Source organism: Paraburkholderia sp. BL25I1N1 (assembly GCF_003002025.1).
Taxonomy (GTDB): Bacteria; Pseudomonadota; Gammaproteobacteria; order Burkholderiales; family Burkholderiaceae; genus Paraburkholderia.
In genome coordinates, this window is sequence record NZ_PVZB01000012.1 from 230429 (window position 1) to 246984 (window position 16556).

The following is a 16556-nucleotide window of genomic DNA, read 5'->3' on the forward strand; positions in this document are numbered from 1 at the left end:
TCGGTTCAGTATAAATTGAAGAAATCAGGTTCGGCCATAAATTAAATACTCCAACGCCATAATGAAGACTGACGGGACCGCGCAGAACTCGCGCCGATCCGCAGTCGCACCAACTGCGGCAGGCGGCGGTGCAGTTTTGCGCGGCGGGGAGAAGCGGGTCTGGGACGTGAAGTGGCGGCCTGTCTTTGATATTCTGCGCTGAGCCGGACTAGCAGCACCGGTAAGAAAATGTAACGCACTACCTATGGAAAGGCTACACCATGTTCGAGACCGAACTCTTCGCCGGCTGGGGCGATATGGATTTCAATTCACATATGCGCAACACCGCATATCTCGACAAGTCAGTCGATGCACGGATGCTGTACTTTGCAGAACAGGGTTTTTCGATGTCTGAGTTTATAAAGCTACGCATCGGGCCGGTCGTGATGAAGGACGAGATCGAATATTTCCGGGAGATCCATCTGCTAGATCGGGTCGCGGTGAGTTTCGCGCTCGCTGGCCTATCGGTCGATGGAAGTCGAATGCTGTTGCGCAACGAGTTTCTGCGTGATAGCAAGCTGGTTGCCCGCGTGACCTCAGCGGGCGGTTGGCTCGATCTGGAGAAGCGCAAGTTGACATTTCCGCCTCCTGCTGTGCTCGGTGCAATGAAGGCATTGACGAGGACCGAAGATTTTGTCGAATTGCCGAGCAGCGTAAGTCGAGCCTAATCGAATTGAGCCCTCGGCTGAGAACTTTAAGGAATCGTTTACCACGCTCTTGGCGGCATAGCGCCAGGAAGGTCGAAAAGCGCGATGGTTGGATGCCGTCGGAGAGCGCTACCCGCAACTGACTGTGAAAGCCGTTGGCAGCCGCTTTCACACTGTCGCGCGCCTGCTGCAAGGCGGTGAAAACGCGCGGAACGTGCTCCAGGAATAGCCTGCCGGCACGGGGCAGGCGAGTGCTACGCGTGGTGCGTACAAAGAGCTGTACGCCAAGGTCTTCTTCCAACTCCTTGATCGCGCGCGATAGCGGCGACTGCTCGATGTGAAGCCGCTCCGCCGCTCGCGCGAAATGAAGTTCTTCAGCAACCGCGACGAAGCAGCGAAGATGTCGAAGCTCCATCGTATCGCTCCTCCTGGGTTCGCCTAGCCCCGCAACCGGAGCCGCCCGTGATGAAAAGCCTCAGCCGGCATCGCCATCGCTTCAATTCAAACTGCGGCTTGAGGTCGTAGACATCGAGGTGGTGAAGGCGAAGCACGTGTTCGGTGCTAAATTGGCTTGGTGACGACAAGAATGATGATGACGAATGCTGCGACTAGGATTGCAGCGGCGTAGCGCAGTGAGGGCGGCGGGCTCGACTGCTGACTACGCGAAAGTCTACGCAGCCTCCCGGACAGCACACCGTGCAGCGCCGAGAGCAGCAGCACGAAGACGAGCTTCACTAAGAGCCATCCCTGCGGAAACCAGTTGCCCGTCCGCGCGAGCGCTATTCCTAAAATCCATACCAGAATCATCGCTGGGGAGGTGACGCACTGATCCCAGCGACGAACAGCTTCAAGGACGGCGGGGGGCGTTGCGGACTCCTGTTGCGCTCGTCTGCCGGACGCCGCCGACATGGTCACGGCAACGACCAACATCCCGCCGATCCACGTAACGACGGCGACAATGTGCAATGCTTTGAGCCAGAGATAATCCATGGTCCGTGCCCTCAGCCTGACGCCGTAAGGGCCGACTGGCGCCGCGCCAGCGCCCGCTCATTCAGGAAAGCCCCAAAGGGAATAAAAGCGGCGAGCACCATCCGAGCCGTCTCGGCGCGCGACCATCCCCCCATCGACACGGTCTGGATAAGCATCCAGGTGTAGAGAACGAAAGCGACGCCATGAACCGGTCCCATGAGCCGGGTTGCGAGCGGAAAGCCGACCAGATGCTTGAGATGAACAGCTACGCCGATAAGCAGCAGGAGCGTTGCCCCTTCTACTAGAGACACAACACGCATCTTCCGGATCTGCGGCAAGTCCTCAATTTGTTCGGCTGATGACATCACTCAACTCCCTTTTTAACCTTCCAGAACGGTTATCAATGTGCGGTTTCGCTCTGTTGGCAAGCGCCTACAGTTATGCGTCGAATAGACTGCGGTGATCCCTTACGAACTGCGCCAGCGAGCCCGGCTTCCGCTGCAAGATTCGCTCGACCGTGGCGCTCGACTGATCGCCCGGAACCTCAGCATCGGCCGCCGCGACGCCGAAGGCCTCGATCAGCCAGTCCGGTAGCCCGAACTTCTTCAGGTTCTCGATGAAGTCCGCCGCCGACACGTCGAGGTATTTGACTGGCCGGCCGAGGACATCGGAAAAAACAGCCGCCTGGGCGTGGCCGTCCAGCAGTTCCGGGCCATTGAGGTCATAGGTCTGGCCACCGTGTCCCGGCTCAATGAGAGCCGCGACGGCGACGGCAGCGACGTCGCGGGTATCGAGTAAGGCGATTTTCTTGGCGGCGGGCCCCATCGTGAAGGCACCCTGCTTGATCTGGCCGGCGCTGCCGAAGAGGTTCTGCATGAAGAAGTTTCCGCGCAGGATGGTGTAGGGAATCCCGCTGCCCTTGATCTGGCGCTCGGCTTCCGTGTTCCACACGCCGAAACCGACAGTGTGGTGCTCGGCGATTTTTCCGGACAGCTTAACGAGCCGGCCGACGCCGACCTTTTTGGCCTCGGCAAGAAGCCGTTCTTCCTGCCGCGCCGCGTAGGGCGAGCCCGGCGTGACGAGGAACAGCGTGTCGATTCCCTCGAAGGCGGCGGCGATGGTCTCCGGGTTCTCAAAGTCGAGGACTACGCCCTCGATGCCGCGTGGTTGGGGCGCGGCCGCCTTGTCTTGGCTGTGGAATCCGGCGCGCGCCGCCACGCCTTTGTCGGAGAGCTGCTTCGCAACATGCTGGCCGACTTTGCCGCCCGCGGCCGTAATCAGGATTTTGGGAGTTTCGTTCGTCATGATCGTGTCCTTTTGGGGATCGTTGGAAATTGACATGCAAGTCGGTGCCGGCGTTATTTGCCGGCGGCCGGCACCGACTTGCGGAGCACGTAGGGCACCGAGTTCGAGCTACCCGCGACCTTTACGGTCTCGACCATGAGCGCTTTGACCTTGGGGTTTTCGCGCGCGGCCATGACCGCTTCGCGGCTTTCCCACTGGCCGTAATTGACGATCTGCGTGCGATCGAGGCTCAGGTGGAAGTTGAAGGACAGGAAGCCCGGCACATGGCGAACGGTCTCCTCTGCGGAATGCACAAGGTAGGTCAGCACCTCCTCGGCGCGCTCAGGTGTGACGGTGTAGGTGTTGATCGTTGTGACGTGGCCGGCGTTCGGGTCGAGCGTCGTGAGGCCCGTATTAGGGGCTGTGATGCGGGTATTGCTTTCCATGTGGTACCTCCTAGTTAACTTAACTGTACGTTCCGTAAATACAGAAATCAAGACTTTTCTTTACGCCCCGTTCTGATAAAGTGTGAGGATGAAGAAAAATTCGCCTGCGCGTACCCGGACGGGTCGGCCGCCTGGCGCCGCGGCGGAATCACATGCGGCGATCATGGACGCCGTTTTTGCGCTACTGCAGGAGGGTCCGGCCAAGGACCTGACGATGGAAGCGGTGGCTAAGAGGGCCGGCGTCGGCAAGCCCACGCTCTACAAGTGGTGGCCTTCAAAGGCCGCGCTCATCATGGCCATGTTCCATGAGCGGATTGCCGTCGCGGTGAAGCCTCCCGCGTCCGCCGCGACTGCGGAAGAGGCGCTTCGGACCACGATGCGTCGCTTAATAAAGGGGCTCAACGGCCTCTTCGGGAAGGTTCTGGCCGATCTGATCGCGGAGGGCCAGGGTGATCCCGCTCTTCTGCGGGACCTGTTTGAAGATCACATCAGGGCTCGGCAGGCGGCCGATATCGCCGAGATCGAGCGCGCTCAGGCGACAGGCGAATTTACGGCCGCGGTCAATCCGGCGCAGCTGATCGACATGCTCTTCGGCTCGCTGATTTACAGGCGTCTGCTGGGTTTGCCTCTGACTGAACAATACGGGGACGCACTGATCGACGCGGCCCTGCGGGGCGCTTGGCCTCGTGGCTGAGCGGGTCGGGCGAGGAAATCGGACGGGAGACGGCCGAACTCGAAACATCGACTTCGGCTGGCGTCCGCAAGTATGCTCAATCAGCCAATCGCCGGGCCTCGCTGTCGCCCAATCTCCCACGACACGCCGCCGCGCATCGTAGCGGCGAGCTGTTGGCCCAGCCGCTGTTCGATCACAGGCTTCCACGGCACCAGCGAGAAGCCCATCCCATCGTCGAGCATCGCGAAGCGCCTGCTGGCGAGCATGACGCTGCGCCGGTAAACGCCGGCCACGCGCTGCCCGTCGGCCACGGGCCGGTGCTCCAGGCCGGTTTCGCCGGCTATGTCCTGCCCGGCCTTCGCCAGCTCACGCCCGCGCAGTGTCGCCAGCAGATTACGCGCGAGGACGACACGCTGCCCGCCATGATCGGCCAGCCCCTGTTCGGCCAGGAAGTCCGCGCGTTGGCGTAGCGCATCCTTGACCTCGGCCCCAAAGCCCAGGTCGCCGAACCGCTTGCCGCCGCCGATCAACTGCTGGTCGAGCCAGGTAGCGCCGATCACGCGGGCCTGCCGCTCGATGGGCAGGTGCGATTTCAGTTCCACCGCGACACCGCCACCGAGACGCTGCGCGTCGTACTGGCGGCCTCGCTCGGCCAGGTCGCCGGGGACGCGCCAGACACCTTCGGCTTCGCGCTCCACGATGCCGGCCCGGCGCAGGGCTTCGAGCCGACGCACATGGGCGGCCACCACTTCGCGCGGGTCGCGGTCGGGCGTGGCTTGTCCCTGCGCGACGGCCAAGTGATGATCGGTGCGGTACATGCCATCGACGGCCAGCGCGGCGATGTTGCGGTCGGCGGCGCGTACGTCGGTCGAGTCTTTGACTTCCACCACGGCGCCGGAGGGGTACTGGTCCAGTTCCGACCTCAGCGGCAGCGCGACATAGTGCGCCCTGCCATCCGTGCCATCGACGATCAGAAAGCCCTTGTCGTGCAGCTCGCGGCGCTGGCGCGGCGCGTTCTGGAACGTCTGCCGATCGGCGTGGCTCATGTTCGGAACGGCTTCCACCCACGCCCAACCTTCGGCGCGCACTTCCTCGGCCTGTGCGTCCAGCTTGGCGCGCACCAGCGTTTCCAGCAGCGCGGCGTCGGTCAGGTAGGTTCCGGCATCGCCTTCTGCGAACAGGTCGCGGCGGATGCCGCCGCCTGTCTCCGTGTAGGCGTCCAGTCCGGCGACGCGCACCAGTGGATGCGCGGCGTTGATTACGCGCTCAGTCAGGCGGTCACGCAGCGCGGACGGCTGGCGCTGCCATTCCGGCGCACCGTAGAACGCGGCTTCCTGCGCGGCGTGGTCGTCGGTGACGGTCAGAGCCATCAGCTGTTCCAGCGTCGCGGCTCCGGCGCGGTAATCGGCCAACAGGCGCGGCGAGACATTCGCCAGCTTCAAGCGGCGCTGCACCACCAGCGGGGTTACGCCGAAGTCGGCGGCAATATCTTCCACCGGGCGACCTTCCTTGACCAGTGCGGCAAAAGCCGCGAACTGATCGGCGGGGTGCATGTTCTCGCGCTGCACGTTTTCCGCGAGGCTCACGGTACGGGCGGACGCATCGACCACCAGCAGGCACGGCACTTCGTAGTTGGCGGCGATGCGCTTTTTCTTCGCAAGCAGCTTCAACGCGGTCAAGCGCCTTGCCGTTGAGGCTTCTGAGCGACAGGTGATTATCCTGACGCATGACATCTATTTTCTCTGCCTGCTTGTCGAAGAAGCAAAGCAGGCTGGCGTTGCCATCAGCACGCAAAGCTTGACTCGGCGCGCTGAAGGCTTCGGCATTGCAGACCCTGAGCTTCCTTTTGAGGGGAAGAATGCGAGCAAGCGCATCGGCGCGCTCAAGGCTCAGCAGCAAGCCATCGCGAAGCTGCATAAGGACGGCGAGGAACAAGAGCATCGTAAGCAAACTGTATCGCGTGGTCGTAGCAAATGTCCTTTGCGCTGACACCTGTCTGTTTAAGCCATCGACTAAAGCATGCGGCGATGCGTACCTGCTGCTTCATGGACTGCGCGCTGTATCCCTGGGCGCTGATCGCATCCGCAAACGATACCAAATGGGCTGCAAGCGGCCCTTCTGGCGCCTGAGAGAGCGTGACCTGATCATGACCGGTGTACTTCACGATGACCTCCTTCCCCGGCATGGGGAGAGGGTGGAAGGAGTCAAGATTATCTCTCTCCGGCGTCGGCCGTTTGACCTGAAAAGCGCGCCCTCACGCGATTACAAGACATAATCCGGAAGGGAATATAGTGCCTCAGCCAGTGTGCGGATGCGCGCTCGAGACGCTTAGCACGCGCGGCATAGTCTTCACCGCGAAGCCTTAATTTGTCCGCTGCGCCAGCAAAGATGCCTTTGATGATCGAGTGACTCGCGCGCTACCGGCGCGCTGCACAGTTCATGCGAAAAGTCCCGCGCTTCGATATGCGCGGACCGTATCGTCGAAGACCGACACGTCGCCGCGTCCACGAGCAACCAACTGAGCGCCTTCAATAGACGCGAAAATTGCAAGTGCCTGGCGCTTGATCAACTGGGCATCCCTCGCGTCGTCCCTAAAGGACAGAATCTTACAAAGCCAGTCCACATTCACCTCTGTGAAGCGATCGACTTCCAAGCGAACTTCGTCGGGAAGGTCGTGGTGCTCTGCCGCCATGATGCCGCAAAGACACATTCGATTGTCTTGCACGAGAGCTGAACGGAAGACGCTCGCGTAGCGCTCCAACGTCTGCTGCTCGTTCTCAAACGTCTCGAGTAAGTCATCCAGTAATGCGACCGCTTCTTCCGTGTACTGGCGGGCTAAAGCCGCGCCGAGATCGCCCTTAGTCGGAAAGTGGTGATGCACGCCAGCGCTTTTTATGCCCACCTCTTTGGCTATCTCCCGGAAACTGAGCGCGTTGTAGCCACGCGCCTGAACCATACGTCGAGCCGTGGAGAGGATGCGCTGTTTGGTGTCCGTTGTCATGGAGAGACTATACCACGCTACCTATCGATAAGTAAGTGTTGACACAGGCAACGGCCGCGGATAAAGTTCACGAACTTACCTATCGATAGATAACGACCCAGCCCATTTTTTAGGTTAGCCATGAAAATTTTTGACATTCCCGGGTTTCCTAACCCGCTTCGCATCCGGATTGTGTTGGCGGAGAAAGGTCTCGCGTCGCAGGTTGAGTTCGTCAAGGTCGATCTTCCCGCTGCGGAACACAAGCAGGATGCCTTCCTCGGCATCAACCCCACTGGGACTGTGCCTGTTCTGCAGTTGCATGATGGAACTTACATTTCGGAGTGCACCGCCATCACCGAATATCTCGACAATCTCGACGGCAATCCCGTGCTGACGGGCAAGTCGCCCAAAGAGAAGGCATTGGTTCACATGATGCAGAAGCGGGCTGAGTCAGAGCTCATTGACGCGGTAGGTATCTACTTTCACCATGCGACACCCGGTCTTGGACCGGCGCTTCAGGCGTACAAGAGCCCTGAGTGGGAAGGCCGCAGAGAATGGGGCGAACGGTCACGCGACAGGGCCGTTGCCGGTATGCGCTACTTTGACAAAGTACTTGCGACGCAACCGTACGTCGCGGGCGAATTCTTCTCAATGGCGGATATCACGGTGTGGGCGGGACTTCTCTTCGCTGGTTTTGCAAACATTGCGGTCCCGGAGGATTGCACGACGCTACTCAATTGGCGGCGGACTGTTGACGAGCGTTCTTCCGTCAAGAGTCCGGCGTAGGAGCGTTCGATCCCGAAAGCAATTCCAGCTTTGGGAGACAGCGAGGAACATTTTATATTTGTCGAAATAAGGAATACTAAGGTGCTAAAAACAATGCCAATCTCGATTGTCAGAGCTGGAATGCTTGCGCTTGCTACTGTTGCCGCTTTCGCAACTACGCCATCGCATGCCGCGGGGGCCGGACAAAACCTGCGCGCTGTCTGCACACATCAGACAGCGCCGACGAGGTTTATTGATGCAAATGGTACGAAGCTCGCCTATCGCCGTTTCGGAAAATCAGGCGGCGTGCCGCTGGTTTTTTTTCAGCATTTTGTTGGCAACATGGACAATTGGGACCCGGCGGTCATTGACGGCTTTGCTAAAAACCGGGAGGTGATCCTGTTCGACAACGCTGGCGTCGCCAGTTCGGAGGGGGAAGTCCCCACGACCGTCGAGGGGATGGCAGGGCATGCCATCGATTTGCTCAACGCACTCAAGATCAAAAAGGCTGACCTTCTTGGATTCTCTCTGGGAAGTCTTGTTGCACAAGAAGTTACCGTTGAGCGCCCTGAGCTTGTTCGACATCTGGTATTGGTTGGAAGTGGACCCCGGGGCGGCGCTGGAATGGCCACGCTGACCCCAGAGTTCCAGGAAATGATCAAGGAGGACAGTGGAAGCAACGATCAGCTCCTGCTCGACGTGTTCTTCACGCAATCGGCCGCGAGTCGCGCTGCTGGACATGAATTCCTCGATCGCCTTCATGCTCGCTCGAGAGATCGTGACCCGGACGTGAATGATAAGGTCGCACCGGCCCAGATAGCGGCGTTCGCGGCATGGGGCGCGCCTCACGCTGATGCGAATGCGTACCTGAAAAACATCAAGCAGCCTGTGCTCATCGTTGGCGGCAATCACGACATCGTCCATTATCCGGTGAATTCGTTTACTTTGGAGGAGAACCTGCCGAACGCTCAGTTGATTCTGTACCCTGACTCGAGCCACGGGGCGCAGTATCAATATCCCAAGCGCTTTGTGGCCGACGTGACGGCCTTTCTCAATCGCGAAGACTGAAACCTTCGTGAAACAGCCGATGGGAGCTGCTGTTCACCGGCTCATAGCTGTTAGCAACTGACAGGTCTCGCAGCGCTGAGAGACGAGTTTGACATCTCTCAGCGCGCGGGCTTCCTGGTCGCAGGCGGTGCGTGCTGCCGTCTCTGACGCGACGCCGAAAGCCGGTCGCCTACGCAACGGGTTGGTGCAGTCGGGCTTAACTTCAACTGTCGATAAGTGTAGGAGGAAACTAGATGCGCAACGCGGGCACTATGGTCAGCTTTCACCGTCCGGACGGTCAAGCCGTTGAGGGCTATCTTGCTAAACCGGCGAAGCTGGAAGGCGCGCCGGCAATCGTTGTGATCCAGGAATGGTGGGGGCTAAACGCGCAGATCCGGGGCGTGGCGGACCGTTTGTCTCACGCAGGCTACATCGCGCTGATCCCGACCTGTATCGAGGAAAGTCTACGGTCGAGGAAGAAGAGGGCCGCCACTACATGGATAGTCTGGACTTTGCTGACGCGATCTCTCAGGACGTTCGTGGCGCGGTTCAATACCTGAATATGTACACGGAAATTATCGGGGTAACCGGGTTCTGCATGGGCGGCGCCTTGGCGCTCGTCGCCCTCAGTGCTGTCCCTGAATTTGCGGCTGGCGTCGTATGGTATGGATTCCCGCCTCTGGACCATTTCGATGCGTCAGCCATCAAAGCGCCGGTTCAGGCGCACTGGGCCACTCAGGATGCGTTCTTTCCTGCTGCAAGCGTGGACGTGCTTGAGACGAAGTTTGCCGGCAGTGGGGGCTCTGCGGAATTCCATCGCTATCTGGCACATCATGCCTTTGCCAATGAAACAGCAGTAGGCGATGGGCGCATACCGGGTAGGCAATACGATCCGGTCTGGGCGCAGCTGGCGTGGGACCGCACACTGACCTTTTTTGGCCGCACGCTGTGGAAGTGAGCTGGTCGCGGTGAGACGTTCGTGAAGAGAAATTCGGTTTTCTTCGTGGCGCTAGACGACGCGACAATCCTGCTTTGTGCTCGTGTGCTGTTCGGAAAGTGCCGCGGCGGCGCCGTGACCACCGACGCCTTCCGGTGTCTACGATATAACGCAGGCTGCGGAAGTGCCACGACCGCAAAGCCCCGACGGACCCCGTTGTTTGCTCTTACTTGGAATTGACCGGGTTCGGCGAACCTGCTCCCGGGCTATCGCTGTCGCCAGTTCCCGGCAGCGGTCATCAGCCAGGCAGTCCGCTGGCACTAATGGTTCCAGCTCGACCTGAGCGGCATCGAAGAACAGAGTGGCGCCGATTCACTGAGGCCACACAAGTTCCGTCTTCTTCTCAAGGTCGGCATGCCCTCTGGCTGGTCGCGTCGCCACCTCGCCAACGTGATAGCGCCTCGAAGAGCGCCCATTGGCCATTCGGTTTAGCGAGCGTTCTTCCAGTATGCGGAAGCTACATCCTCACCCGCCTTCAGAAACTGATCAATCGCTGATTTCTGCACGCCTCCATTTGCGTCCTGGATGTAGGACTGCATCAGTCTATCGAACGACTCGTTCCCCGCGCGGATGCTGTCGTTGACGCCATCAACGTATTCCGAAACGGTGAGCTGACCATCGTCTGATGAGTCAAACGTTTTGAAGAGCTTGTCGGCAGCGCCTGTCGCAAGACCAGCGCGTTTCATCTGCGTTTCAAACTCCTCTTTCGAAAGTTGTCTATCACCGCTTGAGTCGCCCTGCACGAACATCTGAGGAGCCCAGGCGACAGCGAGAGGTGTCGCAGTCAAAGAATCCGACTTTTTCGCCCCATCGCTAAGAGTGACGACAACGGATTGATGTGTGCTCTTGTTGGCAAGTTCAGCGGCGCTGGGCGACCCGAGTGGAGCGCGTGCGCTTCGCTTAGCCTCCGGGTTCGTTTGCAAGAGGATTGTGAGTGAGCTTCCGACGGAACCGATTGACATACCTAAACTCCTTCTAGCGTTTATCCGGAATGACCGGGACGTTTATTGGCCGCGCGCATTGCGCCATTGCTTCAAGGGCACGTCGTAGAGCCGGAACAGCCGCCTCCTGAGCGCGGACGACACCTACCATTTGGATTACGTTCAAACTCCAAAAAAACTTTAGCCATTTGGGTCTTCCGTCCGGTGTTTTTCTCGGCCATACCTTTAACTTCAAGGTTTGGAAGGAACGAGAGAGACACCTCTCGAAGAGGACATCGCTAATCCGATACTCGATGACGAATTAGGGGAACTGAGGCTCTGGCGGCCAAAGGTTACCCGATTGTCTTTACGGCGTTCCCCGCATACGCTTATGCATTCTTGGCTTCCTAAAATCCCCGCACAAAGCGAAGAATCTCCAGGTTATGCTTTTCTGTGTCGTCGGCATGTTGGTCCTGCTGGGTATCTACGTCGGTCCTGCTCATGCTAATGCCTTCAGGCGAAGCGCTGATCGATGAAGTTTGTGGCGTAGCAGGGCGGCTGGATGTAGTTGTTATGCAAGCGGCAAGTAACAATGAGGACAGAAGCAGCGTACCTACCGCGGTAATTTTGCGTATGATCATTTTTTCAGGTTGTCCGGGAATTGATATCTCTGATCGCACTGAACGAGGCTCTGGCGCAAGAAGACGGGTGCGGTGAACCTCAGTTCGCTGCACCCGTCTTCTTGCGACCAGTCAGAGCACGCCCGTGGCTCGTGCCGCGTCGAGAATCACCGCGGCCACTGCGTCAGGTTGAGACATCAGGGCTACATGGCTCGCGCCAGCAATCGAGGTAATCTTGGCGCCGACCGCTTTTGCCTCGGCCTGCTGGAGCGCCGCTGGAATGATCTGGTCCTGGTCGCCGTAAACCCACCACGATGGTTTGGACTTCCAGGCGGCCTGAGACACCTTATCGGTAAGACAGCGCGCATTGAGCGGCGCCTGGGCGGTGGCGAGCACACTCGACGTGTCTTTCGGAAGATCCGGCGCAAAACTGCTCAGGTAAGTGTCGGTGTTCAGTGTGAGGAATCCAGCTTCGTCTGCTTTCAGACCTGCCTGCCAGGCCGGTTTCGGGAACGGGCTCGTCAGGTCGGAGATCGACTGGTTGTCTCCGGGAGCGAACGCAGATACATAAACGAGACCCGCAACCTTGTTATTGATACCGGCTTGCGTAATGACGGCTCCGCCGTAAGAGTGTCCGACCAGAAGGACGGGCCCCTGTTGGGCATCGATGGTGCGGGTGACGGTTGCGGCGTCGTCTGCTAACGACGTGCGGGGAAGCTGCACGGCGACTACTTTCAGACCACGTGCCTGCAGTACGCGGGTGACCGACGACCAGCTAGAGCCGTCCGCCCAGGCCCCGTGTACTAGCACGACTGTGCCCGTGGTGCTCGCTGAAGAGCTCCCGCATGCTGCGACGGATGCAAGAGTGACGAGACTGAGCGATGCGACAAAAGCGGCAAAGAGCCGCAGAATGTAGGACTTCATGATAGGAACGTGAGAACGCGAAGGAGGTTGGAATATCGCACGCGCCTATCGGCAGAATGTACCGAGGGCGAGCGCGACGCCAACGCAAACCGTAACCTGTCTCGGGGACGCCGCCTATTGCGCATCGTCCGGTTTCAATGACATTGCGTCCGAAAGCTTGGGGGGATCTGCACCGACGATATGCTGTATGGACGGAGCATGTTGCAGCGCCGGCCGGCGCAGTGTGGCGACGGAAAAGTCGGCTGATGTCTGGAGAGCCTTCACAAAGCAGTCCTCCGACGGCGTGGAACGACTACATCGTTGACAAATGTGCAACTGCACATGAAAATACGATACATGAATCCGCTCACTGGTCCCGATCTGTGTCACTGTCTGGCTGCGCGTCGCGCTGCGCGGTATGTATCGCGTATCTTCGATAGCCATCTGTCGGGCGTTGGTATCTCGATCTCGCAGTTTTCGATACTTGCGCTGGTTGAAGAACATCCTGGCATCGCGGTTGCCGATCTCGCCGATCTGATGGTCATGGAGCGGACAACGTTAGTACGTGCACTCAGGCCGCTCAGGGATGCAAAGTGGTTGACGAGCGCCGCCGAGGGACCGAAAGCGGCGCTGGCGTTCACGCTGTCCGCCGCGGGCAAAGCAAAGCTGTTGGAAGCCGAGCCGTGCTGGCGAGCAGCGCAGGCGGAGTTCGAAGCCGGCGTCGGTCGCAAACAGGCGGTTGCACTCCGAGCAGGTCTGTTGGGTGTCGTTTTTGAAGGTTAAAAATTTTTTGTGAGTACGTGTGTAATTGCACATATTGAACGCCCTCGTTCCGATAGGCATTTTCTTTGAAGGATCTTGCATGACAGCCTTTCCCTCCGTTCCACATACGAGCGCAGTCAGCGCTGACGACCGCGCCAGCGCCGTCGATTTCGTCAATCGCGTCAACTGGTTCTTCGAGACGTGGGATGTCGAAGCCATGATCGAGGCGTTCCTGCCCGACGCCGTCGCGTACCACTTTCACGGAACGATCAGTGGACACGCAGAAATCCGACGCTTCTTCGAGCGCGACTATCCGTACCTGATACCCGGCGTGGGGCGTCACGCCACAAACCATATCGTCGACGCTGACGAAGACGGCGTGGTCGTGCGTTACCAGAATCTGCTGGTCCGCCATGCAGCGCCCGAGGATGCGACCAAACTGGGTGCCGGTCAGGTGATGCACAGCGATAGCGGACTGCCCGCGATCTGGCTGTATTCTCCGATGCGTGATCGTCTCCGCAAGACAGCAACGGGATGGAGAATTTACGAGCGCTATATCGGTGGCTCGACCACCAACCGTGCGCTGACGCCTGCTGACACGTCGGCAGCTGCGGCGGTTCCGTATCTCCCGAAAACTCAAGGAGTGTAATCGTGCGATATCGTCTCTTTGGTCAACATACTGGCCTGCGGGTATCTGAACTGGTTCTCGGAACAGCCAATTTCGGCGGCCGGTGGGGGTACGGAGCAGATCTCGACGCCGCGCGAGAGATTGTCGACCGCTACGCGGACGCGGGCGGTAACTTTCTGGATTGCGCCGACGTGTATCAGTTCGGTGAATCCGAGGAGTTTCTCGGTAAGCTGCTCACAAACCGTCGGGATAACTTCGTGATCGCGACCAAGTACACTCAGGCAGCTACGCCCAACGCGGGCGCTCTGGCGACGGGCAACAGCCGGCTCGCGATGCGCCTGTCTGTTGAGGCGAGCCTCAAGCGTCTCAAGACGGATCGCATCGACCTCTACTGGGTGCACTTTTCCGATGGCATCACGCCAACGGACGAGATCATGCGAGGCCTCGACGACCTCGTGCGCAGCGGCAAGGTGCTGTATATCGGACTGTCGGACTTCCCTGCGTGGCGCGTCGCGCGGGCATCAACGATCGCCGAGCTACGCGGCTGGGCGCGAGTCGCCGGGTTGCAGTTTGAGCACAGCCTGGTCGAGCGGACGAGCGAGCACGAACTCATGCCGGCGGGGAAGGCCCTTGGACTGGGGATGGTGGCATGGTCGCCGCTCGGTGGTGGACTGCTTTCGGGCAAGTACCGTCGGGGCGAGAAAGGCCGGCTCGAAGCGCTGGGCGGTGCGGTATTCCAGCAGGAAAATTCCAGTCAGCGTACTGCCATCGTCGATGCCACCCTTGGGGTTGCGACCGAGCTTGGAGTCTCGCCGTCCGAGGTAGCCGTGGCGTGGGTCTTGCAGAAGGGTTCGCTGCCGATTATCGGACCTCGGACGAGCGAACAGTTAACAGCATACCTTGGCGCCTCAAAGCTCAGGCTCGCTCCGCATCACGTCGAGCTGCTGGATCGCGCCAGCGCATTGTCGCCGATCTTTCCGCAGTCCATGATCGATGCGCCAGCATACCGGCAAGCTGCGGCCGGAGGCCAGTACGAGCGCGTAGTCATGCCGGAAACGCCGGCTCCCTGACGATGCCTGACGATGTTGTCCTGTACGGCGCGAAGACGGGTAACTGTCTTCGCGTGGCCATTGCGCTGGAGGAACTTGCCATCGCGCACCGCGTCGTGCTGCTTGACCTCGGGGCGGGCGAACAGCGCACACCCGATTTTCTTGCCCTTAATCCAGGTGGAAAAGTGCCGGTGCTGCGAGTTCGCTCGTCGAGGGGGCCGCCGCTCGTGCTTGCGCAGTCCAACGCGATTCTTCTTTACCTTGCACAGCAAGCGGGCGGGAGGTTGTTGCCGCGCGAAAAGGATCCATCGGCTCCCCTCGCGTTGGAACGATTCTTCTTTTTCGTGACTGATGTGATTGCGCCCAGCCACGCGTCCTTCTTTCTGCGAAGCGAAGGATGCGACGAGGGGCGTCGATTGATGGAACAACGCACCCTCGACGCGCTTCTTGCGAGCGAGGGGTTTCTGGAAAACGCACGATTCATGGCGGGCCAGTCATTCACACTGGCGGACATTGCTGCCGCGACTATCGTAGCCGCGTTGTCGTCGTCGATTGACTGGACGGGGCATCCGCGACTTCATCGATGGTTCGCGTGCGTCATGGCGCGGCCGGGCGTGAAACGTGGCATGACCGCTTTCGACTGACGCTCAACTCGAGGGCATGCGTTAGTTCGAATCGCCGCCATTGCGCGCGGCGCGGGGCGAATATCCGAAACATGCCTTGAACGCCCGTGAGAACGAGGCGTCCGACCCGTAACCGGCGACGGACGCTGCCTCGCTGATCCGCACGCGGCCGTTGCGCAGCAGGTCCGCAGCGAGAGTCAGTCGCCACCGTGCGAGATACCGGAGCGGCGGCTCGCCGACGACCTTCGTGAACCGCTCTGCAAAGTGTGACCGGGACATGGCCGCAATCTTCGCGAGTTCGCCCAGCTTCCATTCCCGCGCAGGCTCGCCGTGCATTGCCGCCAGCGCACGCCCAAGTCGGACATCGCCGAGACCCCGGAGCCATCCACTGTGGGCCGGACGAGTGGTTGCCCACTCGCGCAAGCTCCGTATCACGAGCAGATCAATCAGGCGTGAAATCATCAAGGCAGCGCCAGGCGCCGGCTCGCTCGCCTCCAGCCGCACGAACCGTAGGATCGCGCTTTGCCATTCGGGCGCGCCTGATGCCTCGGCGTGAAGATGCATGACATTCGGAAGACCAGCAACCAGGGGGCCGACTGAAACCGATTCGAACTGAAATGAGCCGGTCAAGACGCGAAAGGGCCCGCTGGCGAAACGGTGTAAATCAACTGGCGCCGGGAGTGAACCGAACCCAGACCCGGGTGTGTCGATCGTCGTCAGGACATGCGCGCATCCTCTCGGTAGAAGGACGAGATCACCGGCGGCCAGGGATACGGCGTCATTAGTCGCGGTATCAAGTCTGAACGCGCCGTGTTCGACAAAGTGAAAGCGGGCGCGTCCGGCGTCGAACGCTTTAGATTGAGCCTCGCCCATCTCGTACACCTCGATCGATTCACCCCTTAGCCGTATCAGATCCAGAACGTCGGAAAGCACATCCTGCCGGGGCAGCCTATAGCCGCGCAATGCCCGCTGACGCGCGAGTACGCTCGTTGCCTCGTCGACAATCATGCTTTAAGCCCAATAAAAAAACGCACGTCCGAGAACGTGCGCTGCGACAAAGGAAGGATCGGTATGGAGGAGCGCTCCTTCGCGCCGCAAAGTACAAACGCAACCGACCGGTGTTGCCTCTTCTTCCCGTCGATGCCATGCATCGCGCGGGCGATCCGCTTGTGCAGCGTACCGCATGAGGCTCTCCATATATATC

At 59.8% G+C, this 16556-nt stretch carries 18 protein-coding genes and 3 pseudogenes; 10 read left to right on the forward strand and 11 right to left on the reverse strand.

Annotated elements, in window-relative coordinates:
- Nucleotides 1-260 precede the first annotated feature (260 nt).
- On the forward strand, nt 261-707 hold the full coding sequence (locus B0G73_RS19675; protein WP_106282970.1) for a thioesterase family protein: 447 nt from the start codon (nt 261-263) through the stop codon (nt 705-707).
- A 22-nt stretch (nt 708-729) separates the two neighbouring features.
- On the opposite strand, the pseudogene B0G73_RS41770 reads toward B0G73_RS19675, so the two are convergent.
- The 5 genes and pseudogenes from B0G73_RS41770 to B0G73_RS19700 form a co-directional block, all read right to left on the reverse strand.
- Nucleotides 730-1101, reverse strand: a pseudogene (locus B0G73_RS41770) (LysR family transcriptional regulator); the annotation flags it as partial.
- A gap of 146 nt (nt 1102-1247) precedes the next feature.
- On the reverse strand, nt 1248-1676 hold the full coding sequence (locus tag B0G73_RS19685; protein WP_106282971.1) for a CopD family protein: 429 nt from the start codon (nt 1674-1676) through the stop codon (nt 1248-1250).
- Between the two features lie 11 nt (nt 1677-1687).
- Nucleotides 1688-2020, reverse strand: coding sequence for a DUF3817 domain-containing protein (locus tag B0G73_RS19690; RefSeq protein ID WP_219907283.1), 333 nt, complete (start codon nt 2018-2020; stop codon nt 1688-1690).
- 73 nt (nt 2021-2093) lie between these two features.
- Nucleotides 2094-2960 (reverse strand): NAD(P)H-binding protein, encoded by an 867-nt coding sequence (locus B0G73_RS19695; RefSeq protein ID WP_181196597.1) that lies wholly within the window; start codon nt 2958-2960, stop codon nt 2094-2096.
- Between the two features lie 53 nt (nt 2961-3013).
- Nucleotides 3014-3385: an antibiotic biosynthesis monooxygenase family protein gene (locus B0G73_RS19700; RefSeq protein WP_106282973.1), complete on the reverse strand. Its 372-nt coding sequence runs from the start codon at nt 3383-3385 to the stop codon at nt 3014-3016.
- A 163-nt stretch (nt 3386-3548) separates the two neighbouring features.
- Between B0G73_RS19700 and B0G73_RS19705 the strand changes: the two genes are divergently transcribed.
- On the forward strand, nt 3549-4079 hold the full coding sequence (locus B0G73_RS19705) for a TetR/AcrR family transcriptional regulator (RefSeq protein WP_219907284.1): 531 nt from the start codon (nt 3549-3551) through the stop codon (nt 4077-4079).
- Nucleotides 4080-4159: 80 nt separating this feature from the next.
- Here B0G73_RS19705 and B0G73_RS41290 read toward each other — a convergent pair whose 3' ends face one another.
- Nucleotides 4160-5737, reverse strand: a complete 1578-nt coding sequence (locus B0G73_RS41290) for a DUF3363 domain-containing protein (RefSeq protein WP_258193375.1) — start codon at nt 5735-5737, stop codon at nt 4160-4162.
- Between B0G73_RS41290 and B0G73_RS19715 the strand changes: the two genes are divergently transcribed.
- The gene (locus B0G73_RS19715; protein WP_219907286.1) at nt 5700-6047 is read left to right on the forward strand and encodes a hypothetical protein; all 348 of its coding nucleotides are present in this window, start codon (nt 5700-5702) and stop codon (nt 6045-6047) included. The two genes, B0G73_RS41290 and B0G73_RS19715, sit on opposite strands and share 38 nt — an antisense overlap.
- Before the next feature lie 302 nt (nt 6048-6349).
- Here the strand turns inward: B0G73_RS19715 and B0G73_RS41295 are convergent.
- Nucleotides 6350-6472, reverse strand: a pseudogene (locus B0G73_RS41295) (integrase); the annotation flags it as partial.
- A 23-nt stretch (nt 6473-6495) separates the two neighbouring features.
- Complete coding sequence (locus tag B0G73_RS19720; RefSeq protein ID WP_106282975.1) at nt 6496-7059, reverse strand: TetR/AcrR family transcriptional regulator; 564 nt, start codon at nt 7057-7059, stop codon at nt 6496-6498.
- A gap of 120 nt (nt 7060-7179) precedes the next feature.
- Between B0G73_RS19720 and B0G73_RS19725 the strand changes: the two genes are divergently transcribed.
- The 3 genes and pseudogenes from B0G73_RS19725 (at nt 7180) to B0G73_RS19735 (ending at nt 9808) form a co-directional block, all read left to right on the forward strand.
- Nucleotides 7180-7824 (forward strand): glutathione S-transferase, encoded by a 645-nt coding sequence (locus tag B0G73_RS19725; protein ID WP_106282976.1) that lies wholly within the window; start codon nt 7180-7182, stop codon nt 7822-7824.
- Nucleotides 7825-7917: 93 nt separating this feature from the next.
- Complete coding sequence (locus tag B0G73_RS19730; protein ID WP_258193376.1) at nt 7918-8871, forward strand: alpha/beta fold hydrolase; 954 nt, start codon at nt 7918-7920, stop codon at nt 8869-8871.
- Nucleotides 8872-9122: 251 nt separating this feature from the next.
- A pseudogene (locus B0G73_RS19735) lies at nt 9123-9808 on the forward strand (dienelactone hydrolase family protein).
- Between the two features lie 467 nt (nt 9809-10275).
- On the opposite strand, the gene B0G73_RS19740 reads toward B0G73_RS19735, so the two are convergent.
- Entirely contained in the window at nt 10276-10809 is a 534-nt protein-coding gene (locus B0G73_RS19740) for an EF-hand domain-containing protein (protein WP_106282977.1), read from the reverse strand.
- 710 nt (nt 10810-11519) lie between these two features.
- A complete protein-coding gene (locus tag B0G73_RS19745) occupies nt 11520-12311 on the reverse strand; it encodes an alpha/beta fold hydrolase (protein ID WP_106282978.1) in 792 nt (263 codons plus the stop codon).
- 336 nt (nt 12312-12647) lie between these two features.
- Here B0G73_RS19745 and B0G73_RS19750 point away from each other — a divergent pair, with 336 nt between their 5' ends.
- The 4 genes from B0G73_RS19750 to B0G73_RS19765 all read left to right on the forward strand — a co-directional run bounded on the left by B0G73_RS19750 (nt 12648) and on the right by B0G73_RS19765 (nt 15373).
- A complete protein-coding gene (locus B0G73_RS19750) occupies nt 12648-13073 on the forward strand; it encodes a MarR family winged helix-turn-helix transcriptional regulator (protein ID WP_106282979.1) in 426 nt (141 codons plus the stop codon).
- 79 nt (nt 13074-13152) lie between these two features.
- The gene (locus B0G73_RS19755; RefSeq protein ID WP_106282980.1) at nt 13153-13701 is read left to right on the forward strand and encodes a nuclear transport factor 2 family protein; all 549 of its coding nucleotides are present in this window, start codon (nt 13153-13155) and stop codon (nt 13699-13701) included.
- Between the two features lie 2 nt (nt 13702-13703).
- The gene (locus B0G73_RS19760) at nt 13704-14750 is read left to right on the forward strand and encodes an aldo/keto reductase (protein WP_106282981.1); all 1047 of its coding nucleotides are present in this window, start codon (nt 13704-13706) and stop codon (nt 14748-14750) included.
- 2 nt (nt 14751-14752) lie between these two features.
- Nucleotides 14753-15373, forward strand: coding sequence for a glutathione S-transferase family protein (locus tag B0G73_RS19765; RefSeq protein ID WP_106282982.1), 621 nt, complete (start codon nt 14753-14755; stop codon nt 15371-15373).
- Between the two features lie 21 nt (nt 15374-15394).
- Here B0G73_RS19765 and B0G73_RS19770 read toward each other — a convergent pair whose 3' ends face one another.
- Nucleotides 15395-16360 carry an AraC family transcriptional regulator gene (locus B0G73_RS19770; RefSeq protein WP_106282983.1) on the reverse strand — a complete coding sequence of 322 codons (966 nt, stop codon included), beginning with the start codon at nt 16358-16360 and terminating at the stop codon, nt 15395-15397.
- Between the last annotated feature and the right edge of the window lie 196 nt (nt 16361-16556).